This is a genomic window from Gaetbulibacter saemankumensis DSM 17032 (genome assembly GCF_000425645.1).
In the GTDB taxonomy this organism is placed as follows: Bacteria; Bacteroidota; Bacteroidia; order Flavobacteriales; family Flavobacteriaceae; genus Gaetbulibacter; species Gaetbulibacter saemankumensis.
Window position 1 is genome coordinate 53,578 of sequence record NZ_AUDV01000008.1, and the last position, 22,508, is coordinate 76,085.

23 protein-coding genes are annotated in these 22,508 nt (G+C 33.9%); 14 read left to right on the forward strand and 9 right to left on the reverse strand.

Annotated elements, in window-relative coordinates:
• The first annotated feature begins 67 nt into the window (after positions 1-67).
• Both H611_RS14040 and H611_RS0105995 read left to right on the forward strand, forming a co-directional pair.
• Positions 68-769 carry a Crp/Fnr family transcriptional regulator gene (locus tag H611_RS14040; protein WP_051238743.1) on the forward strand — a complete coding sequence of 234 codons (702 nt, stop codon included), beginning with the start codon at positions 68-70 and terminating at the stop codon, positions 767-769.
• Between the two features lie 147 nt (positions 770-916).
• Positions 917-1,465 (forward strand): hypothetical protein, encoded by a 549-nt coding sequence (locus tag H611_RS0105995; RefSeq protein ID WP_027137497.1) that lies wholly within the window; start codon positions 917-919, stop codon positions 1,463-1,465.
• Positions 1,466-1,552: 87 nt separating this feature from the next.
• Here the strand turns inward: H611_RS0105995 and dnaK are convergent, their stop codons facing one another.
• A complete protein-coding gene (gene dnaK / locus H611_RS0106000; RefSeq protein WP_027137498.1) occupies positions 1,553-3,460 on the reverse strand; it encodes a molecular chaperone DnaK in 1,908 nt (635 codons plus the stop codon).
• A 205-nt stretch (positions 3,461-3,665) separates the two neighbouring features.
• On the opposite strand from dnaK, the gene H611_RS0106005 reads away from it, so the two are divergent.
• From H611_RS0106005 to H611_RS0106015, 3 genes are all read left to right on the forward strand, one after another.
• A complete protein-coding gene (locus tag H611_RS0106005; RefSeq protein WP_027137499.1) occupies positions 3,666-4,751 on the forward strand; it encodes a BamA/TamA family outer membrane protein in 1,086 nt (361 codons plus the stop codon).
• Between the two features lie 124 nt (positions 4,752-4,875).
• Entirely contained in the window at positions 4,876-5,367 is a 492-nt protein-coding gene (locus tag H611_RS0106010; protein ID WP_027137500.1) for a hypothetical protein, read from the forward strand.
• 206 nt (positions 5,368-5,573) lie between these two features.
• Positions 5,574-6,995 (forward strand): L-serine ammonia-lyase, encoded by a 1,422-nt coding sequence (locus H611_RS0106015; protein WP_027137501.1) that lies wholly within the window; start codon positions 5,574-5,576, stop codon positions 6,993-6,995.
• A gap of 2 nt (positions 6,996-6,997) precedes the next feature.
• Here H611_RS0106015 and H611_RS0106020 read toward each other — a convergent pair whose 3' ends face one another.
• Entirely contained in the window at positions 6,998-7,459 is a 462-nt protein-coding gene (locus H611_RS0106020; protein ID WP_027137502.1) for a nuclear transport factor 2 family protein, read from the reverse strand.
• 167 nt (positions 7,460-7,626) lie between these two features.
• On the opposite strand from H611_RS0106020, the gene panB reads away from it, so the two are divergent.
• Complete coding sequence (panB, locus tag H611_RS0106025; RefSeq protein ID WP_027137503.1) at positions 7,627-8,445, forward strand: 3-methyl-2-oxobutanoate hydroxymethyltransferase; 819 nt, start codon at positions 7,627-7,629, stop codon at positions 8,443-8,445.
• A 36-nt stretch (positions 8,446-8,481) separates the two neighbouring features.
• Positions 8,482-9,183 carry an RluA family pseudouridine synthase gene (locus tag H611_RS0106030; protein ID WP_027137504.1) on the forward strand — a complete coding sequence of 234 codons (702 nt, stop codon included), beginning with the start codon at positions 8,482-8,484 and terminating at the stop codon, positions 9,181-9,183.
• 10 nt (positions 9,184-9,193) lie between these two features.
• Here H611_RS0106030 and H611_RS0106035 read toward each other — a convergent pair whose 3' ends face one another.
• Positions 9,194-9,820 carry a CPBP family intramembrane glutamic endopeptidase gene (locus tag H611_RS0106035; protein ID WP_027137505.1) on the reverse strand — a complete coding sequence of 209 codons (627 nt, stop codon included), beginning with the start codon at positions 9,818-9,820 and terminating at the stop codon, positions 9,194-9,196.
• A 1-nt stretch (position 9,821) separates the two neighbouring features.
• Positions 9,822-10,280 carry an Lrp/AsnC family transcriptional regulator gene (locus H611_RS0106040; RefSeq protein ID WP_027137506.1) on the reverse strand — a complete coding sequence of 153 codons (459 nt, stop codon included), beginning with the start codon at positions 10,278-10,280 and terminating at the stop codon, positions 9,822-9,824.
• Positions 10,281-10,438: 158 nt separating this feature from the next.
• On the opposite strand from H611_RS0106040, the gene H611_RS0106045 reads away from it, so the two are divergent.
• From H611_RS0106045 to H611_RS0106065, 5 genes are all read left to right on the forward strand, one after another.
• On the forward strand, positions 10,439-11,659 hold the full coding sequence (locus H611_RS0106045) for an aminotransferase class I/II-fold pyridoxal phosphate-dependent enzyme (protein WP_027137507.1): 1,221 nt from the start codon (positions 10,439-10,441) through the stop codon (positions 11,657-11,659).
• A 97-nt stretch (positions 11,660-11,756) separates the two neighbouring features.
• Positions 11,757-13,226: a Na+/H+ antiporter NhaC gene (gene nhaC / locus H611_RS0106050; protein WP_027137508.1), complete on the forward strand. Its 1,470-nt coding sequence runs from the start codon at positions 11,757-11,759 to the stop codon at positions 13,224-13,226.
• A gap of 140 nt (positions 13,227-13,366) precedes the next feature.
• Positions 13,367-14,005: a peroxiredoxin gene (locus H611_RS0106055; RefSeq protein WP_027137509.1), complete on the forward strand. Its 639-nt coding sequence runs from the start codon at positions 13,367-13,369 to the stop codon at positions 14,003-14,005.
• A 64-nt stretch (positions 14,006-14,069) separates the two neighbouring features.
• Positions 14,070-14,378: a thioredoxin family protein gene (locus tag H611_RS0106060; RefSeq protein ID WP_027137510.1), complete on the forward strand. Its 309-nt coding sequence runs from the start codon at positions 14,070-14,072 to the stop codon at positions 14,376-14,378.
• A gap of 28 nt (positions 14,379-14,406) precedes the next feature.
• A complete protein-coding gene (locus H611_RS0106065; RefSeq protein WP_027137511.1) occupies positions 14,407-14,664 on the forward strand; it encodes a DUF6952 family protein in 258 nt (85 codons plus the stop codon).
• Between the two features lie 70 nt (positions 14,665-14,734).
• Here H611_RS0106065 and H611_RS0106070 read toward each other — a convergent pair whose 3' ends face one another.
• Together H611_RS0106070 and H611_RS0106075 are read right to left on the reverse strand one after the other, a co-directional pair.
• A complete protein-coding gene (locus tag H611_RS0106070; protein WP_027137512.1) occupies positions 14,735-15,661 on the reverse strand; it encodes a nuclear transport factor 2 family protein in 927 nt (308 codons plus the stop codon).
• Between the two features lie 98 nt (positions 15,662-15,759).
• Positions 15,760-17,040, reverse strand: a complete 1,281-nt coding sequence (locus H611_RS0106075) for an NAD(P)/FAD-dependent oxidoreductase (RefSeq protein ID WP_027137513.1) — start codon at positions 17,038-17,040, stop codon at positions 15,760-15,762.
• Positions 17,041-17,154: 114 nt separating this feature from the next.
• Here H611_RS0106075 and lpdA point away from each other — a divergent pair, with 114 nt between their 5' ends.
• Positions 17,155-18,531, forward strand: coding sequence for a dihydrolipoyl dehydrogenase (gene lpdA, locus H611_RS0106080; protein ID WP_035483547.1), 1,377 nt, complete (start codon positions 17,155-17,157; stop codon positions 18,529-18,531).
• A gap of 119 nt (positions 18,532-18,650) precedes the next feature.
• On the opposite strand, the gene aroQ is transcribed toward lpdA, so the two are convergent.
• Positions 18,651-19,067, reverse strand: a complete 417-nt coding sequence (gene aroQ / locus H611_RS0106085; protein WP_027137515.1) for a type II 3-dehydroquinate dehydratase — start codon at positions 19,065-19,067, stop codon at positions 18,651-18,653.
• Positions 19,068-19,149: 82 nt separating this feature from the next.
• Entirely contained in the window at positions 19,150-19,755 is a 606-nt protein-coding gene (locus tag H611_RS0106090) for a porin family protein (protein WP_027137516.1), read from the reverse strand.
• Positions 19,756-19,925: 170 nt separating this feature from the next.
• Between H611_RS0106090 and xerD the strand changes: the two genes are divergently transcribed.
• A complete protein-coding gene (gene xerD, locus H611_RS0106095) occupies positions 19,926-20,822 on the forward strand; it encodes a site-specific tyrosine recombinase XerD (RefSeq protein ID WP_027137517.1) in 897 nt (298 codons plus the stop codon).
• Between the two features lie 54 nt (positions 20,823-20,876).
• Here xerD and rny read toward each other — a convergent pair whose 3' ends face one another.
• A complete protein-coding gene (gene rny, locus H611_RS0106100) occupies positions 20,877-22,451 on the reverse strand; it encodes a ribonuclease Y (protein WP_027137518.1) in 1,575 nt (524 codons plus the stop codon).
• Between the last annotated feature and the right edge of the window lie 57 nt (positions 22,452-22,508).

Consider the following 22,508-nt stretch of genomic DNA (forward strand, 5'->3'; position numbering starts at 1 on the left):
TATTCAACACATGAACTCTCCCTAATAATCTTTACTAATAATAATTGGTAACACCATTTAATATATTATGGTTGTAAAAAATGAAGATTATTTATTTCAAATACTGAAAAGAAATTCTTTGTTTAGTGAGATTTCTGAAGATAATCTTCGTGTCTTAATTAAATCTTCCATACTTAATAACTTGCCTAAAAGAACCTGTATTTTAAATGCTTCTAAAACAAATTGTCATTTTCATATTATATTAGCAGGACGTGTTAAAGTATATTATTTTAACGATTTAAAAGATCGAAAAATAACCCTTTTCCTACTAACCAAGAATGATGTTTTCGATGTTCATAATTTATTACAATTACCTGACCATTCGAAGCCGGTATTCTATGAAACATTAGATAAAACCGACCTTATTTGTATACCTACACTAATTTTGAGAGAATGGATGTTAAAAAACCCTTGTTTTTACAAATCGCTTTTACTTTACACAACAACAAAACTTAAGGCTCTTGAGGAATATGTTGCTTATTCCAGTACCGACGATACATCAACCAAATTAGCTCGACTACTTCTAAATAATTTAAATTGTTCTACAAATAAAATTGAACACATTAACAACCTTCCTCATAAAGAACTAGCTCAACTTATTGGAACCACTCGAGCCGTTATAAATCGTGAAATACAACAATTTAAACGAGAAGGCATTATTAATATCAAACATAAAAACATAGAAATTACCAACATGTTCAGGCTTCTTGACAAAATAAACAACTTCTAAAAGTTATTAACAATCAATGAGTTAATTTAACAAATGCTACTTTAGTAGCATTTTATTTCCTGTCTCTATTATAATTTTAAAGTAATAATTTTTCTCCCTTCCTAATAATATCATTTGCTTAACCCTCACTAATTAAATTTTATTATTATGAAACACATTATTATCTGTGTAATTGCTTTCGCTTACACTCTCTTAAATCACGCTCAGATTGCGTACAATCATGATCCATCACCTTATTACAATCATATAAGAGAAATCAGTTATAGAGCTGTAACCAATGTAGCTCACATTGATTATTTTAAAGCCACAGCCGCTTTTAAAGATTGTAAACGTATAACTTTTTTAGAAAAGAAAGTGGCTCAATTTAATATTACCAAACAACCCGTTTTTAAAAATCCAAAAAAATCTTACACGGTAGTTTTTAAAGAAAATGAGAACTACAAAGGACAGATTATTGCTAAATATGACAAAGTTGGCAAGCTAATAGAAACAAATGAACGGTTTTGCGACATTCGCTTACCTCGCATCATAAGAAGTTGTATAAATTCTAATTTTCCAGGTGCGATTATACAATCCAATTTGTATGTTCTTTCTTATTCGGAGAATAAACGTGTTCTTGAATTTTACAAGGTTAAAATAGATCATAATGGAAAAAAAGAAACTGTTAAAATTGATACTAAAGGAAATATTATTTAAGTTTTGAGTTAGTTCACAAAAAAACGCAATCAAACTAATGATTGCGTTTTTTTAATTATGCATTCTGAAAATTTTCAGAAACTAGATTTATTTCACTTCTTCGAAATCTACGTCTTCCACATCACTTCCTTCAGACTGTCCATTTTGACTAGCATCCGGTCCAGGCTCTGATTCACCACCTTGTTGTGATTCAGCTTGTGCTTTGTACATTTCTTCACTGGCAGCTTTCCAAGCTTCATTAATTTTTTCTAAAGCCGGATCGATAACAGCTACATCTTTAGTTTCGTAAGCTTTTTTCAATTCCTCAAGCGCTTCTTCAATTGGTTTTTTCTTATCATCAGATAATTTTTCACCAAATTCTTTAAGCTGACTTTCTGTTTGGAAAATCATCGCATCTGCTGCATTCAATTTTTCAGCTTTTTCTTTTGCTGCTTTATCTGCCTCTGCATTTGCTTCTGCTTCTTGCTTCATCTTCTGGATTTCTTCTTCTGTTAATCCTGAAGATGCTTCAATACGAATATCCTGCGTTTTATTTGTCGCTTTATCTGTTGCTGTTACGTGAATAATACCATTCGCATCAATATCGAATGTTACTTCAATTTGAGGTGTTCCTCTTTTTGCCGGTGGAATACCATCTAAGTGGAAACGGCCAATGGTTTTGTTATCGGCAGCCATAGCGCGCTCACCTTGTAACACATGGATTTCTACTGATGGCTGGTTATCTGCAGCCGTAGAGAATACCTGTGATTTTTTAGTAGGGATGGTTGTATTAGCTTCGATAAGCTTAGTCATTACGTTACCCATAGTTTCAATACCTAAAGATAATGGCGTAACGTCTAGTAATAATACATCTTTTACATCACCAGTTAATACACCACCTTGAATACCTGCACCTAAAGAAACAACTTCATCAGGGTTTACACCTTTACTTGGTGCTTTACCGAAGAATTTCTCAACAGCCGATTGTACTGCAGGAATACGAGTAGAACCACCTACTAATATTACTTCATCGATATCACTTTTACTTAATCCAGCAGCTTTTAATGCAGATTCACATGGCGCGATAGTACGTTTTACTAAATCGTCGATTAATTGCTCAAATTTAGAACGTGTTAATGTACGTACCAAGTGCTTTGGCCCTGAAGCTGTTGCTGTGATATAAGGTAAATTAATTTCTGTTTGAGCAGAAGATGATAATTCAATCTTAGCTTTTTCAGCTGCCTCTTTTAAACGTTGTAAAGACATAGCGTCTTTACGTAAGTCCATATCTTCTTCAGCTTTAAACTCATCTGCTAACCAGTTGATGATTTTTTCATCTACATCATCACCTCCTAAATGTGTGTCTCCATCCGTAGATAATACTTCAAATACACCGTCACCTAACTCAAGGATAGAAACATCATGTGTACCACCACCAAAATCGAATACTACAATTTTTTGGTCTGTTCCTTTTTTGTCTAAACCATAAGCTAATGCTGCAGCCGTAGGTTCGTTAATAATACGACGAACTTTTAATCCTGCAATTTCTCCAGCTTCTTTTGTAGCCTGACGTTGTGAGTCGTTAAAGTAAGCTGGTACAGTAATTACTGCTTCACTTACATCCTGACCTAAGTAATCTTCTGCCGTTTTCTTCATTTTTTGAAGAATCATAGCAGATAATTCTTGAGGTGTATATAAACGACCATCGATATCTACACGAGGTGTATCGTTATCTCCTTTTACTACTTTATATGGTACGCGTTCTGCTTCTTTTTGAGATTCAGAATATTTATTACCCATAAAACGTTTAATTGAATAAACAGTTTTATTTGGGTTCGTTACTGCCTGACGCTTGGCTGGATCACCAACTTTAATTTCACCACCTTCTACAAAAGCAATAACCGATGGTGTAGTACGCTTACCTTCCGCATTTGGGATTACAACAGGTTCGTTACCTTCCATTACGGAAACGCAAGAATTTGTTGTTCCTAAATCTATTCCAATAATTTTACTCATAATATTTTTTATTAATTGTGTTGAAAGTTCTATTTTAAATTCAGCATACTAAGGTCAATGACTGTGCCAATCAATAAATACTGACAACGTGTCATAATGCTATCAAGAGCTTTGCTTACATTCAAAATAAAATTATAAAGATTTAAACTATTAAACATTTTAACAGTATATTTATAATTGATGAACTAACAAGACTTTCTCTCCTATGAAATCATTTATACCTAGAAGCTTAGCGTTTTGCGTAATTTTTTCTTTCTTCAACCTCCATGCTCAGGAAATTCAACAAAAATCAGTCTCAGAAAACGATAGCACAAAGACCAAAAAAGCTAATTTTAATGTCATGCCATTTTTAAGTTATGATAGAAATCTGGAATTTATGATAGGTGCCATCCCTATGGTTATGTATAATTTGGATTCAGAAGATCAAGTTTCTCCAAAATCATTATCAGGTTTAGCAGCTGTTTATACAACAAACAAATCTTACTTTATTGTTTTTTTTAATAAATTGTACTTCAATGAAGATAATTGGCGCGCTACAATCTTTGGTGGGATAGGCAACTTAAATTCTCAGTTTTTCATGGAGGGCAACGAAAATCCAGAATTTTATGACTATGGTACAAAGGCAACAGTACTTAATGTAGGTATTCAACGTAAAATAATTCAAAAATTTTATGGAGGAATAAACTATACTTACGCTCAATTCGATACTGATTTTGAAAACGACATCCGACCGCCTACATCTAACCAAACAAATTCACTTCAATTAAACCTATTATACGATTCTAGAAATGCGCAATATTACCCAACTAAAGGAATTAACACCAGATTACGTTATGTTACTTATCCAGAATGGTTAGGTAATAATATTAAAGCAACAAAAATACTTTCCGAATACAATATGTATTTCTCAACCAGAAAAGAAAAAGATGTGGTGGCCGCCCGATTTTCAGGGCTATTTGGATTAGGCGATATTGTATTCGAACAACAAGTTGTAATTGGAGGAAAAGATATTCGAGGGTACTCTGAGGGCAAATATCGTGGCGATGGTTTAATGGCCTTACAAGGAGAATACCGTTACAATTTTGACAATAATATGGGGCTAGTAGGTTTCGCAGCATTAGCAACTATTTATGGTTCCGATAATCAAGATTTTGATTGGAAGGCTTATCCAGGTGTCGGTGTTGGTTATAGGTATGCCGCTTTTAAAAAGGTAAAATTTAATATTGGTATTGATGCAGCCGTTGGAAAAGACGATTGGGGCATTTATTTTAGAATTGGTGAAGCATTCTAAAACATAACACACACTTTAATATTTTTGAAAAAACAAAAGAAATTTGAGATTTACTTTAGTAGATTTAGGCAAATTCTAAATCAAAAAAGAATTCGTACATTTAATATCACTTAAATGCTTTGCTATGAAAAAACTTATTCAAATAATTACACTATCATTAATCTTTATGGCATGTGAGGGGCCACAGGGTCCTCCAGGCCCACCAGGTAGAGATGGAGGATTAATCGTTTCTGATGCTTTTGAGATTGAAATCAATTTTAATTCAAATAATAATTACGAGCATTTTGAAGCGTACGGCTTTCAGGTCTATCCGTACGATGTGGTTATGGCTTATATTTCTTGGGCAACAGATAATGGTCAGGATATTTGGAGACCACTACCACAAAGCACCATTTTTAATGAAGGCACTTTAACCTATAATTTTGATTTCACACAAGATGATGTTCGCCTATTTTTAGATGGTGATATAGATTTTAGTTTACTTGATGATGGGTGGACTCAAAATCAAGTTTTTAGAATAGTAGTAATCCCTGCAGATAACGTGGATGCTGTAGATTTAAACGATTACAATAATGTGATTGAAACTTTAAATATTCAATCATTTAAAACAAAATAAATTAAATCATTTACATATCATATCTTATTAAAAATAAGATGAAGCCTCTTTAAATATTCACAAACATCTCAATATCAATTATTAATATAATTCATTTGTAATCCCCTCTTATTTCCAACTATATTTTTAACATTTTGAAAAACCTACAGAAGTCTAATCTCTCAAAACTTCTTGTATATTTGCGCGCAATTATAACGTTTTCGTAAATGGAATGTATTTCAATTTTTGATATGCTTAAAATAGGGGTTGGACCCTCAAGTTCTCATACATTAGGTCCTTGGCGTGCTGCCGAATTATGGATTAAAGAACTTAAAAAAGCAAATAATTTTGATAAAGTTGAAACGATTCGAGTAGACCTATTCGGCTCGCTTTCACTTACAGGTAAAGGACATGCTACCGACTTAGCCGTTATGTTGGGTTTAAGTGGTGCTGATCCCGAATATGTTCCAGTTGAATCTATCAATAGTATTATAGAAACTATTAAAACCTCTAAAAAAATTAATTTCAACAATGAAATTGAGTTAGATTTTGATATTAAAGAACAAATAGTTTTCAATAAAAAATTCTTGCCATTTCATGCAAATGCCTTAGTATTTACAGCTATCATTCATGGAAAACCTAAAAAACATACCTACTATTCTATAGGTGGTGGATTTGTTGTGGAAGAAACGCGTAAAAACTCAAAGAAAAACAAGGAAATTTTTAAAACATTTCCTTACCCAATTCAATTAGGTACCGAATTATTAGAGCATTGTAAAAACCTCAATTTACCTATATCTGAACTTGTTTTAGAAAATGAAAAATCCATTCGTAATGAAGATGATATTGATTTTGAATTAAAGCGTATTTGGAATACCATGCTTGAATGCATGTATATAGGTTGCCATACTGAAGGAAATTTACCCGGAGGATTAAATGTAAGACGTCGTGCACATGACATGCATAACAAACTCAAAGGAGAACTCACTTATAACAACCCTCAAGAATGGCTGGAAACTATTCGTAAAACGGAAGTGAAATTCAGGCAAATTTTAAAATGGGTTAGCTGTTTTGCCTTGAGCGTTAATGAAGTTAATGCCTCTCTTGGCCGTGTTGTAACCGCCCCTACTAACGGAAGCGCCGGTGTTATTCCAGCAGTACTTATGTATTATATGGTGATTGAAAATCACGATGCCGATTTCGAGTCAATTAAAAAGTTTTTATTAGTGGCTGGCGAAATTGGTAGTATATTCAAAAAAGGAGCAACGATTTCGGCGGCCATGGGAGGTTGTCAGGCTGAAATTGGTGTTTCTTCAGCAATGGCTGCGGGAGCATTAACAGAATTACTGGGCGGAACACCAGAGCAAGTATTGATGGCTGCCGAAATAGCAATGGAGCACCACCTCGGACTTACCTGTGACCCTATAGGTGGCTTGGTTCAAGTTCCTTGTATAGAACGTAATTCTATGGGAGCCATAAAAGCGATTAACGCTGCGGAATTAGCTTTAGAAACCAATCCGGAAAACGTTAAGGTACCCTTAGACAAGGTTGTTTCAACGATGTGGGAAACTGCTAAAGATATGAACTCTAAATACAAAGAAACCTCAGAAGGTGGATTGGCTGTTGGGGTGAATTTGGTAGATTGTTAAGATTAACCTTCTTGACAGCCGTGCTTTCTTCTAGTATCGATTAAGTGAATTATTTTCCATGTACCGTTGTCTTTAAACAGCTGAAAGTTATTTACACCACAATGACTAAAAGTGTCGTTTAACCAAAATTCATAAGGCACCCAAACATTAGCCAAGATGCCATCAATTTGAATATTATAATCCAATAAGCGTTCATCCCATTTCTGATGTTGAGGTCTATTTGAAATTACTTCCATTAATTTTTCTGAACTCTCAGTTACCAAAATCGATTTTCCTTCATTGTTTGTGTAAGTCGTTTGAAGAATAATATTATCCATCATAACAGACTTCATTAAAGTTGTATCTCCCTTATGAAAACCTTCAAAAAATGTATTGATCGTCGCTTTAGTATTTACAGACTCATCTTCCTGTCCGTAAAGCATGCTTGTTAAAAGCAAAATTAAATATAAAATTAAACGAGCCATAAATGATTAGTTTCCTTAAAGTTACTACCTATATCGTAAGTATTTACATATTTAAAATAAATTTAACACTTCATAAATGGTCTATCTCAAGGTGAAGACTTTGTTCTTTTCTGTAACAAACAAAATTGTTTTACTACTTTTGTACTTCAATTTTAATTTATTCGATAATGTCTACAGCCAAGAAAGAATACAAACGCGTTACCGTAAAAACCTTAGTGGATATGAAAGCTAATGGAGAAAAAATATCCATGCTTACAGCATACGATTATACCATGGCTAAAATAGTAGATGAAGCAGGCGTAGATGTTATTCTTGTAGGCGACTCGGCCAGTAATGTCATGGCTGGCCATGAAACCACCCTCCCCATTACATTAGACCAAATGATTTACCATGCCTCTTCGGTGGTACGGGCCACAGACAGAGCTTTAATTGTGGTCGACTTGCCTTTTGGAAGCTACCAAAGTGACCCCAAAGAAGCACTTCGTTCTGCCATAAGAATTATGAAAGAAAGTGGTGGGCATGCTGTTAAATTAGAAGGAGGTAAAGAAATTAAGGAGTCTATTAAACGTATTTTAAACGCTGGTATTCCTGTTATGGGACATTTAGGACTTACACCACAATCTATATACAAATTTGGAACTTATACCGTTCGTGCTAAAGAAGAAGAAGAAGCCAATCGTTTAATAAATGATGCCAAAATGTTAGAACGTATTGGTTGTTTCGCGATTGTTCTTGAAAAAATCCCCGCAAATCTTGCCAAACAAGTTGCAGAAAGTGTTAGCATTCCAATTATTGGTATTGGGGCTGGTAATGGCGTGGACGGACAAGTTTTAGTACTTCACGATATGATAGGCATGACTCATGAATTTCATCCGCGTTTTTTACGCAGATATATGAATTTATATGAAGACATGACCAAGGCTATTTCTCAATATGTAGATGACGTCAAATCGGTTGATTTCCCGAATGAAAATGAACAATACTAAGCATTCTATTTAATTTTAGAATCTTATTTATAACTAGTGGCGAACAAGACAATATCAGGCAAATCGAATCTTCAGGTACTATATGAAGACAATCATATAATTGTAATTAATAAACGGGCTGGCGATATTGTACAAGGCGACAAAACTGGAGACAAACCTTTAAGTGATGTTGTTAAATCTTATCTAAAAGAAAAATATAACAAACCTGGCAATGTATATCTCGGTGTCGTTCATAGGCTTGACAGACCAACCACCGGATTGGTAATATTTGCAAAAACGAGCAAAGTACTTCCCAGATTAAATGCTCTATTTGTTTCTAAAGATATAGAAAAAACATATTGGGCAGTAGTAAAAAACAATCCTAAAGAACAGCGGGACACATTAACTAATTGGTTACGTAAAAACCCTAAAAATAATAAAGCATCAGTATTTAATAAAGAAGTAGCAAACAGTAAAAAGGCGGTCTTACATTACAAATTAATAAAAAACTTAGATAATTATGCCCTTTTGGAAGTGAATTTAGAAACTGGGCGTCATCATCAAATTCGTGCACAATTAAGTTATATTGGAAGCCCTATAAAAGGTGATTTGAAATACGGTTTTAACCGAAGTAATCCCGATGGAAGTATTCATTTACATGCCAGACACATTACCTTTATTCATCCAGTAAAAAAGGAAAAATTAAGCATTACAGCACCATTACCCAAAGAACCTATTTGGGATGCCTGCGTTGACTAACTATTTAATTTTAAACTGGAAATCCGAGCATCCCTCCCATCCCCACAGTAAATAACCAACACCCATAAATAGCGTGCTCAATAGAAACCATAATGGTAGATTCTGATTTTTGATAAGTTCTAGCGAAAATTAATCCACCAAAAAAAGTGATTACACTCACCAATGCATTATTGAAAATTAAATGAGCTAACGAAAAGACTATCCCATTAAGAAACAGACATAAATTATCGTTCTGAATTAAATCTTTGTACCTTTTGAAATAGAACGTCCTAAAAATTAATTCCTGCGGGTACACAGAAAACAGGCTATATACAATAAGTATGATGCTCCATAATTTAGGTTTACTAATGACCACATGAAACAACATCTCTCTTTGAGTTAAATAAACATAACTCCCGGTTATAATGCTAATAGCTACAAACTTAAGCATGGTTTCTTTCCAAAAAACAGGCCAGAGAACCTTTTTAGAAAAATTCAATCGAATATTTTCAACTTTTAATAATATATAAAGTATATAAGCAAAACCAAAAGTACAATATCCAATCTTTAACCAAACCGGTAGAGGTAAAATCAAACCAATTGGAAATAATATATAGATTATAAAAAATTCAACACTTTTATAATACGCAGATTTCATTTTATAAGCTAATTGCAGTGGTATGCTTTACTTCATTTATAACAAACATACTATGTGTGCTACCTATATGATTTATAGATGTTAATTTATTGACCATAAATTCGCGAAATGAATTCATATCCTGAACCATTACTTTTAACAAATAATCGTAATCTCCACTTAAATGATAGCATTCCAATACTTCCGATAAACTGGTGACTTCTTTTTCAAATTTCATGACATAATCCTGAGAATGTCGCGTTAGTTTCACATGACAGAAAGCCACAAAATCCTTATTTACTAACTTTTTATTTACCAAGGCAACATACTTACCTATAAAACCTTCGCGTTCCAATTTGCGAATACGTTCATAAACGGCCGTAACCGATAAATTCAACTTATTTGAAAGCTCTTTATTGGTTTGCTTACTGTCCTCTTGTAAGTATTTTAACAGTTTTTTATCTATGACATCAAAACTCATAAGTGAAAAATAATCATTAAAGCATTATAAATTATTAAAGTTAATAAAATTATTTCTACAAAATAACAATTTTATAGATTTATTATCTAATACAAATATAACCTATTGATTTTTTATCTAAATTTTATGAAATTTGAATAAAACAAAAACCTAAAACTATGGCTTTTAAACCTGCTAATAATATTCAAGATTTACAGTATTTTGGAGAATTTGGAGGCGTTAACCCTTCCATCTCAGATTCATCCACCTACACTTTTTTATCGGCAAAAACCATGTTTGATACTTTTGAGGGCAACGCCGATGGATGCTACTTGTATTCAAGACATTCCTCTCCGTCTAATTTATATTTAGGGGAAGCATTAGCAGCTATGGAAGGTACCGAAACAGCTAATGTTTCTGCTTCGGGAATGGGAGCAATCACACCCGTTTTATTAGAATTATGTGAATCCGGCGATCACATAGTCTCTAGTAGAACCATTTATGGCGGAACATATGCCTTCTTAAAAAATTTCACACCCCGGTTTAATATCAACACTTCTTTTGTAGACATTACAAAATTAGATTTGGTTGAAGCTGCCATTACACCTAAAACCAAAGTTTTATATTGCGAATCTGTGAGCAACCCTCTTTTGGAAGTTGCAGATATTAAGGAACTCTCTAAAATTGCAAAAAAACACGACCTAACACTAGTGGTAGATAATACGTTTTCTCCTTTATCCATATCCCCAGCCAAATTAGGTGCCGACATCGTTATACATAGTTTAACTAAGTTTATTAATGGTTCTAGCGATACCGTAGGTGGTGTAATATGTGGTTCACATGAATTTATTAATAGTTTAAGAAATGTCAACACAGGAGCATCCATGCTTCTTGGTTCTACCATGGATAGTTTAAGGGCATCATCCATCTTAAAAAACTTAAGAACCCTTCACATTCGAATACAACAGCATAGTAAAAATGCCCAATACCTCGCATCTAAATTTGAACAAGACGGCATAAAAACAGTATATCCTGGCTTAAAATCTCATCCATCACATAATTTATTTAAAAGCATGATGAATTCAGAATATGGATTTGGAGGCATGCTCACTATTGATGTTGGTTCTTTAGCGAAAGCAAACCAGCTTATGGAACTCATGCAAAATGATAACCTAGGATATTTGGCAGTTAGTCTTGGGTTTTATAAAACACTATTTAGCGCTCCAGGCACATCAACATCTTCAGAAATACCTGAAAAAGAACAGAATGAGATGGGCTTAACAGACGGATTAATACGTTTTTCCATTGGCCTCGATGCCGATATAGACCGAACGTATTTAAAAATGCGTTACTGTATGGAAAAACTTGATATTTTAAAACCTAAAATGATATCTAAATAAAACTGTAAAAAGGCCAAAAAGTATAAATTTTGGCTTTTTTGTTGCTATTTGCATAGATTCGGCTAAAATCGTAACATTACATTTCAAAAAATGTAGAATGCAAGACAATAAAAACAGCTCCAAGATTAAGATAGAAAACCAAAATATTATTAATAATAAAGAACTAAATATTTGGGAAGCAGTTATTCCCGTAATAATACTCATGGGGATGTTAGCGTATAACATCTTTTTTGTTGAAGGACAAGAGTGGTTTGGAACTTATACAAATCAGATTATTCTTGTTTTTGGAGGCCTTATTGCTTTACTAATGGGTGTTTTCAACAAAGTATCTATTATTGCCATGTTTACTGAAGTTTGGGAAAACTTTAAAAGTGTATTTATTCCAATATTAATCTTGCTTCTTGTTGGAGCATTAGCTGGCACATGGCTTGTTAGTGGGGTCATCCCTGCTATGGTATATTACGGCTTGCAAGCCCTTAATCCTTCTATTTTTTTACCAGCTACAGTTATTATTTGCGCCTTAATTTCAATTGCTACTGGTAGCTCTTGGACCACTTCAGCTACCGTTGGTATCGCTTTAATTGGTATTGGCAGCGCTTTAGGCATTCCTTCAGGAATGATTGCCGGAGCTGTAATTTCAGGAGCTTATTTTGGAGATAAAATGTCGCCATTAAGCGACACCACTAACCTGGCTCCTGCTATGGCTGGAACCGACTTGTTTACGCATATTCGATATATGACTATCACCACGGTACCAACGATTATAATTACGCTTATTGTTTTTTCAATTATAAGTTTTAATATTGATCCCACAGGAAATGCTGACTTGGGAGCACTATTAAATTCAATAAAATCAACTTTTAATATAACACCCTGGTTATTTATAGTACCCCTTGCTGTTTTGATTTTAATACTTTTTAAAGCAAAACCTTTAGTAGCCCTGTCAGTTGGTGTATTGTGTGCGGTTTTATTCGCATTTATATTTCAAGCCGAGGTCTTAACAGCACTGCAATCGTCAAAAATAAGAGCCATAGTTCAATCAATATTTACGGAAACCCAAATAAATACACCTAATGAAAAGCTTAACGACTTATTTTCTGCAGGTGGCATGCAAGGCATGTTATGGACGATACTACTAATTCTATCGGCCATGTTTTTTGGCGGGATTATGGATGGTATCGGAGCTCTGGCTAGAATTACCAAGGAATTATTGAAATTAGCACACAGTATTTTTGGTTTGTTTGCAAGTACTGTTATTAGCTGCCTTGGGTTAAATGCTATTGCATCCGATCAATATCTTGCCATTGTCATTCCTGGTAAAATGTTTAAACAAGCCTTTGAGGATCGTAATTTAGCCCCAGAAAACTTATCCAGAACCTTAGAAGACAGCGGCACAGTAACATCAGTGTTAATCCCTTGGAATACCTGTGGAGCCTATCAGAGTAGTGTTTTAGGTGTAGATACTTTTCATTATTTTGGTTATGCTATTTTTAATTGGTTAAGTCCATTTACAACTTTATTTTTTGCAGCACTTTCTATAAAAATTAAGCAACTTACTGAAAAATAAACAAATACTATTATTAATGTTTCTCACAATAACAAAATGTTATAGTCATATAAATAATTAAAATTCTATTAACGAAAAAAACTATGCTACTGTTTTATATTTGCACTGTCGAAAATTAATAAATAATAAATATAAAACACATGGCATTAGTTGGAAAAAAATTCCCAAGTTTAAGCGTTGACGCAATGAATGAAATGGGCGATACTTTTAAAGTAAACGTTCTAGAAGAAGCGATCAACAACAAGAAAAAAGTATTATTATTCTGGTACCCAAAAGATTTTACTTTTGTTTGCCCAACTGAATTACACGCGTTTCAAGCAGCTTTAGCTGAATTTGAAAAACGTAACACTATTGTAATTGGTGCTTCTTGTGATACTCCTGAAGTACATTTTGCTTGGTTAAATACCGCAAAAGATCACGGTGGAATCGAAGGTGTAACTTACCCTCTTTTAGCAGATAGCAACAGAAACTTATCTAGTATTTTAGGTATTTTAGATATTACAAATGAGACGTTCGACGAAGAAACCGGAACTGTTCAAGTGGAAGGTGATAACGTTACTTACCGTGCAACATACATAATCGACGAGGATGGTTTAGTACAACACGAAAGCATTAACAACATGCCTTTAGGTAGAAATGTAAATGAGTATTTAAGACTTATAGATGCTTTAACTCATGTACAAACTAACGGTGAAGTATGTCCAGCAAACTGGGAAGAAGGTAAAGATGCAATGAATGCTAACAGAAATGGTGTAGCAGACTATTTAGCTTCTCACTAAAAACAAATTATTTATTGCGAGTAAAGATTTAATTGCTTTACTCGCAATTTTAAAAAACTTATATATGGTAAAAGAATTAGAACAAGATAATTTGGCAGAAATCGTTTCAGAAAACAATATGGTGGTTGTTCAATATTCTGCAACATGGTGTGGTAACTGCAGGATTATGAAGCCTAAATTTAAACGCATGGCAACCGAAAATGAAAATGCTTCATTTGTAATAGCTGACGCTGAAAAATTCCCGGAAAGTCGCAAGCTAGCAACCGTTGACAATTTACCTACCTTCGCTGTGTTTAAAGATGGGAAATTTGTAAACCAAGTGCAAACAAACAAATTTGAAGTTTTAAAAGAATTAGTAGCTGAAACGATTTAGTTTCTACATTCAACTTATATTTTGCCTTATGAAACTACCTGTTATAAAACACTTAACACAATTTATAGAGGACAACGATGAAGATTTTGTCATTGAAACCATAGAAACATTGGAAGCATTAACGGAAGTCCCTTCTATAAAAGATGAAGAACTTGATGTTATAGGGGAGCTTATCTCGAATATGTATGGTGCTATTGAAGTGAACAAAATGATAAAAGATGGGACGCCTAAAAAAGAAGCATTAAACAGTTTTATGTCTCGTGTTCTAGGGGCTATCGATAAATAATACATTTTTCTATATAAAGAAAAACCACTTTCAAAGAAGTGGTTTTTATTATATACACCATATAGTGTTTTTATTTATCTTCCATTTTTCGTGTAGTGTAATAACCTATCTCACGAGTAATCATCCCATCATCATTAAAATCATGAGTGAGCATAACAGGAATTCTTACTTGTTTTCCATCTGATTTTCTTTTCACCCTAAAATCCCACCAAGATTGAACTACTTTGGCGCCTCCTTTTTCATATTCTAAATAATCTGGATAGCCAACCACATCAATGCTTTCAATATCCCAAGATTTTAACATTTCAGTGAAGCCATTTTTCTCTTCTTCAAGTGAATGAGATTCATCGAACCCCATATCTAAATTATAGAATTCAGCATCTTCTGTAAAATAACTAAACCCTTTATCAACATCACTATTTTCTAGGGCCGCTACCATTCTACGCACCTTATTTATGTATTCATGCTCATTATAAATGGTACCATTAGTTCTTGCATTAAAAGCTTCTCTAATGTTCTGACCAACAGGATGATTATAATATATTTCCAAGTCTATTTTGTTATCATCATTAAAACGATATAAATTATGCAAGGGCATTTCTATTTTTATCCCAGTTTTATCGTGAACTCCTTTTAAATAATTCCAAGTTTGCACCCAAATTTTACCATCTTTATACTCAATGGCATCCGGGTAAGCTTCTCCATGACGGGTTAATGTTCTGTATGCGGTCCAGTCCTTTCTGTTTTTTACCCACTTTAAGTAATCCTCCTTATTAGTACCTTTGTCATCTTTTTTTAGAGTAGTTCCACTATAGGCTTTAAAATCATCGGCTAAATATGAAGCGACCTTGTCCACATCGCCAGCAATATCTGCTTGCTGCATAGCCTCGACAGCTTCAATTGCAGGATGTTCAAGGTAAACGGTTCCGTTTTTTTTGGTTTGAGAATACATGATGATAGAAAACATCATCAGGACAATACAAGCGTACTTTTTCATTTTGATTAAATTTTGGTGGTTAATTCTTCTAAATTTAATCAAAATAACTGATATTAAATCACTTACGTCATTTTATTTTAATAAGAATAAATTGACAGTTACCGAATTGTTTTTTTATAAGGCCGAATAATTAGCCTTGCTTCTCGGTCAAAACGAATATAATTATATACCCAATTAACAAAAACCACCATTCTATTTCTAAAGCCGATAAGAAAAAATAAATGCACAAACATCCAGACATACCAGGCAAAAACACCCTGAAGTTTAAACCTAGGAAGATCAACCACCGCCTTATTCCTTCCGATGGTCGCCATGACACCTTTATTATGATATTCAAAAGGTTTCATCGGTTTCTTTTCTGTTAATGCTAATAAATTATCTCCTAATTGTTCTCCCTGTTGAATTGCCGGCTGCGCCATCATAGGCAAACCATTTGGAAAAGAATCGGTAACCATACAAGCCACATCGCCAACTGCAAATATATTTTCGAATCCAATTAGTTGGTTAAATTCATTCACCAATAATCGATTCCCTCGTGTTACCAAGTTTTCAGCATCTAAACCATTAATCGTGGCTCCTTTTACGCCAGCTGCCCATACCAACGTGGCTGTTTCAAAAGTTAAATCACTATCGGTTGTTACTGTTTTACCGTCGTAATTGGTAACACGCACATTTTTCCAAATATTTACGCCTAACTTTTCCAGAAAATCTTCGGCTTTAGTGGACGCCTTATCACTCATTCCTTTTAATAGACAGTTACCAGATTGTACTATATGAATTTGTGCCAAACGCGTGTCTAAATCAGGATAATCTTTAGGTAGAATGCCTTTTTTTATTTCAGCAAGTGCACCCGCTAATTCAACACCTGTAGGGCCTCCACCAACAATAACAAAATTCATTAAGGCATTACGCTCATTCAAATCCGAAGTCAGTAAAGCCTCTTCAAAATTTTCCAAAATTAAACTACGTAAATTTAAAGACTGCGGAATGGTTTTCATAGCCATGCTATGCTTTTCAATCGACTCATTACCAAAATAATTAGTTTTCGAACCAGAAGCTACCACTAGATAGTCATACTTCAATTCTCCGATATCAGTAATAACGGTTCTGCTTGCAGGTTCTATTTTGGTTACGTCTGCCAAACGAAAATGAAAATTAGGGAAATCTTTAAGAATTTTTCTAATAGGGTAAGCAATAGAATCAGGCTCTAAACCACCGGTGGAAACCTGATATAATAAAGGTTGAAAGGTATGATAATTATTCTTATCGAGTAATACCACCTGTACTTCCTGTTTCGATAGCTTTTTTGCCAATGAAATACCGGCAAATCCTCCACCTATAATAACGACTCTCGGGTAACTAGTCCTAGATATATTCATAAAGTATGTGTTAAAACAAAGGTAATAAAAGTTATAAATTTCTAAGACTGTAAATTCTTTATTCGAATAAGGTTTCGTAAATTCGTGGCTTGAAATAACGATTAAAAAATTCTCATGAGTAAATACGATATTATTGTTCTTGGAAGTGGGCCTGGAGGTTATGTAACGGCAATCAGAGCGTCACAATTAGGTTTTAAAACTGCTATTGTTGAAAAAGAAAATCTTGGTGGTGTATGTTTAAACTGGGGTTGTATCCCTACAAAAGCATTATTAAAATCTGCTCAAGTATTTGAATATCTTAAACACGCAGAAGATTACGGTCTTAAAGTTCAGGAGGCCGAACACGATTTTGAAGCCGTTGTAAAACGTAGTCGTGGTGTTGCTGAAGGCATGAGTAAAGGTGTTCAATTCTTAATGAAAAAGAACAAAATTGACGTTATTAATGGGTACGGTAAACTGAAACCTGGTAAAAAAGTTGACGTTGATGGAACCGAGTATAGTGCAGATAACATTATTATTGCAACTGGAGCGCGATCACGTGAATTACCAAGCTTACCTCAAGACGGTAAAAAAGTAATTGGGTACAGAGAAGCTATGTCTTTACCAAAACAACCTAAAAAGATGATTGTTGTTGGTTCTGGTGCTATTGGCGTTGAGTTTGCATACTTTTATAATTCTATGGGTACTGAAGTTACCGTTGTTGAATATTTACCAAATATAGTTCCTGTTGAAGACGAAGATGTTTCTAAACAACTAGAACGTTCTTTCAAAAAGAATGGTATAAAGATAATGACATCGGCCGAAGTAACTAAAGTTGACACTTCTGGCGATGGTGTAAAAGCCACGGTAAAAACAAAAAAAGGTGAAGAAATTTTAGAAGCTGATATCATTTTAAGTGCCGTAGGTATTAAGACAAACATCGAAAATATAGGTCTTGAAGATGTAGGTATCGTTGTAGATAGAGATAAAATTTTAGTAAACAATTTCTACCAAACAAATATCCCTGGTTATTATGCAATTGGTGATGTTACACCTGGGCAAGCTTTAGCACATGTTGCTTCTGCTGAAGGTATTATTTGTGTAGAAAAATTAGCAGGACAACATGTAGAACCTTTAGATTATGGCAATATACCAGGTTGTACATATGCTACTCCTGAAATTGCTAGCGTTGGATTAACAGAGAAACAAGCAAAAGAAAAAGGTTTAGATATTAAAATTGGTAAATTCCCATTCTCGGCGTCTGGTAAGGCTAGTGCCGGAGGAAATAAAGATGGTTTCGTAAAAGTAATTTTCGATGCTAAATATGGTGAATGGTTAGGTTGTCATATGATTGGGGCCGGTGTAACCGATATGATTGCTGAAGCGGTAGTTGCCAGAAAACTAGAGACTACAGGACACGAAGTATTAAAAGCAGTTCATCCACACCCTACCATGAGTGAAGCTATTATGGAAGCTGTAGCCGATGCTTACGATGAATGTATCCACATATAAGAAAATAAGTTTTCTTTATAAAAAACAAAGGCGATTCATTGTATGAATCGCCTTTGTTTTTATAATCTCTTTTAAAGAAATTAAACTATTATATTGAAAGTTACCAGTAGTTTTGATCTTTATAGAAAACTCTGAATCGCCAAATCATAACTTTTCATACCAAAGCCTAAAATAACTCCTCTGGCATTAGGCGAAATATACGACTGATGTCTAAATGCTTCTCGACCAAAAGTATTTGAAATATGAACCTCTACCACCGGGGTTTCAATTCCCTTAATCGCATCACCTAACCCTATTGAGGTATGCGTATAGGCTCCAGCATTTAAAATAATACCGTCATAACTAAACCCTACTTCATGTATTTTATTTATGAGTTCGCCTTCTACATTAGACTGATAATATTTAAGTTCTACATTTTTAAATTTCTTCTTTAAACCGTCTAAGTAATCTTCAAAAGTTAAACTACCATATATCTCTGGTTCACGCCTTCCTAATAAATTTAAATTAGGGCCGTTTATGATGATTAGTTTTTTCATGCCATAAATATATTAAAAAAGGGCATAAAAAAACCGAAGTAATATTACATCGGTTTTTTTAATTTATAAATGACTTATTTTACTACAACTCAAATACAAGACCTAAATTTATTGCTGAAGTAGAATTTAACAAAGTAAAATCTGTATCAATGATACTTATAAATCCACCATAGCCTTGATATTGAATGTACAATTCAGTATTATCTGAAATCACAAATTTGTATCCAATACCTATATTTAAACCAATATCAAAAGTGCTATCTAAGTCATCTTTAAAATCAAATTCCTCCCCTAAGTAATCGGCTTTGGCACTAGCTAAAAAATTTAGATTTGGGCCGAAATTTAAAAACCAATTTCTGTTTCGTCCAAAATGCCAATTAGCATTTACCGGTAATGAAATATAGTTTAACTTCTCAACATAGTCATCTCCATCTTGCGTAATTTTAGTTCCTTTAGAATCATAAAGTAATCCAGATCTTAAGCTCCAGCGATCATTGAAATAGTACTCCACAATAACACCTGCGTTAAATGCTGTCCTTACTTTATTACTTAAATCTTCAGAACTGGTGTAGTTTGATAAATTCAAACCTATCTGTGGCGCAATTGTAAAATCACCTTTGTCGGACTGAGCTCTTACCCCTGTAAAAGTCAATGCCGCAATAGCAGTAAAGAATAATAGTTTTTTCATATTAATAGTTAATTGGTTTATTTAAAGGTACAACTAATTAATTCATTTATAATTTTAAAGTTGAATATTATTTTAACAAAATATAGTGAGTCATTTATACAATAACTTATGCTATCTATTAAATATTTATTAGGAGAATCTTATTCTTAAATTTCATTACTTTTACCTATATGAAATGGGAAAACGCTTTAAAAGATTACCAAAATTACCTCAGGATTGAACGCGGTTTATCCGATAATTCTATCGCCAATTATTCGTTAGATATTAAAAAACTTATTAAGTATTTAGAAGCTCATAACGATGCCATATCACCTGTCGATATTTCTAATGAAAGTATACAGCAATTTATCTATGACACTGCCAAAAAAGTCAACGCAAGATCGCAATCAAGACTCATTTCCGGTTTGCGAAGTTTCTTTAATTATTTAGTTTTTGAGGACTACAGACAAACAAATCCTTTAGATTTAATCGAATCTCCTAAAATTGGGCGGAAATTACCCGATACGCTATCCGAAGAAGAAATTGATCAACTTATTGGCGCCATAGATTTAAGTAAACCCGAAGGTGAACGTAACCGAGCTATGCTGGAAACGCTTTATGGTTGTGGTCTACGCGTAAGTGAATTAATTAATTTAAAATTGTCGGATTTATTTTTCGAAGAAGGTTTTATTAAGGTCGATGGAAAAGGGAATAAACAGCGCTTTGTACCCATTGTAAGTGTTACGCAAAAGTACATTAACATTTACATAAATGAAATTAGAAACCACCTAACTATTCAACCCGGACATGAAGATACTTTGTTTTTAAATCGTCGTGGAAAACAATTAACCAGAGCAATGATTTTCACTATTATAAAGCAATTAGCTGCATCTATTAGGTTAAACAAGAACATTTCCCCGCATACTTTTAGACATTCATTTGCTACGCATCTATTACAAAATCAAGCCGATTTAAGATCAATACAACTTATGCTCGGGCATGAAAGTATTACAACTACCGAAATCTATGTGCATTTAGACAAAAAGCACCTCACAGATGTGGTTGAAAAATATCACCCAAGAAAATAAGCTCAAAAAAAATCCAGCTAATAAGCTGGATTTTTTATTAATATATTAAGTTGTTTACTTAGCTATGTTTACAGCTCTTGTTTCTCTAATTACAGTAACTTTAACCTGACCTGGGTAGGTCATATCAGTTTGTACTTTTTGAGAAATGCTAAATGATAAATCTGCTGCTTTGTCATCATCAACTTTTTCACTTTCCACAATTACTCGCAACTCTCTACCTGCTTGAATCGCGTAGGCCTTTTTAACACCAGTAAATCCAAAGGCGATATCTTCAAGATCTTTCAAACGTTGGATATAACTATCTAGTACCTGGCGTCTAGCTCCTGGGCGTGCTCCTGAAATAGCATCACAAACCTGAATTATTGGTGCTAATAATGATTTCATTTCTATTTCATCATGGTGAGCTCCAATGGCATTACATACCTCGTCCTTTTCCCCATATTTCTCAGCCCATTGCATACCTAAAATAGCGTGTGGTGTTTCAATATCTACTTCGGCATCCGGCACTTTTCCAATATCGTGTAGTAACCCAGCACGCTTCGCTAATTTCGGATTCAATCCTAATTCCGCAGCCATCACACCACAAAGTTTTGCTACTTCACGCGAGTGCTGTAATAAGTTTTGTCCGTAAGATGAGCGGTACTTCATTCTACCAACCATCTTAATAAGCTCTGGATGTAAATTATGAATTCCTAAATCGATAACGGTACGTTTACCTACTTCAATAATCTCCTGCTCTATTTGCTTCTGTGTTTTTTGAACCACTTCTTCAATTCTAGCAGGGTGAATTCTACCATCGGTTACTAATTTATGTAATGATAAACGAGCAATTTCTCTCCTTACAGAATCGAAACATGATAGGATAATAGCTTCAGGGGTATCATCTACAATAATTTCAACACCAGTAGCCGCTTCAATAGCACGTATGTTTCGGCCTTCACGTCCAATAATACGACCTTTTACATCATCGGATTCTATGTTAAATACAGATACACAGTTATCAACCGCTTCTTCCGTTCCAATACGTTGAATCGTATTAATGATAATTCTCTTAGCCTCCTGCTCGGCTGTTAATTTCGCTTCTTCCAAAGAGCTCTGAATGAATGCCATAGCATCATTTTTAGCCTCACCTTTAAGCGATTCAACTAACTGTTCTTTAGCTTCTTCCGCCGATAAACTAGAAATAATTTCTAATTGTTGTACTTGGTTTTTGTGAAGTTTATCTATCTCTTCTTGTTTCTTCTCTAATACATCTAAACGGTGATTATAGTCCTTAATTTTAATCTCTAAATTCTCGTTTAATTTTTTAGATTTTGACAATTCGTTTGATACCTGAGATTCTTTATCTCTTGTACGTTTCTCGGCCTCTGCCATTTTCTTATCACGTGATAAGATTACTTTTTCATGTTCAGACTTGAGTTCTATAAACTTCTCCTTAGCCTGAAGTATTTTATCTTTTTTTATCGATTCGCCTTCGCTTCTGGCTTCTTTAAGTATTAATGTCGCATTCTTTTTAGCTTCTTTTAATAGTTTAGAAGCATTTTGTTTTTCCAGGGTTTTCGCGATTATAATCCCTATTACTACTCCTAAAATTACACCTCCTGCAATTAATATAATTGAGTTATCCATTATTAAATTTAGTTAATATTTATATATAAAAAAGCCTACACCAGCATAAAGTTTTGT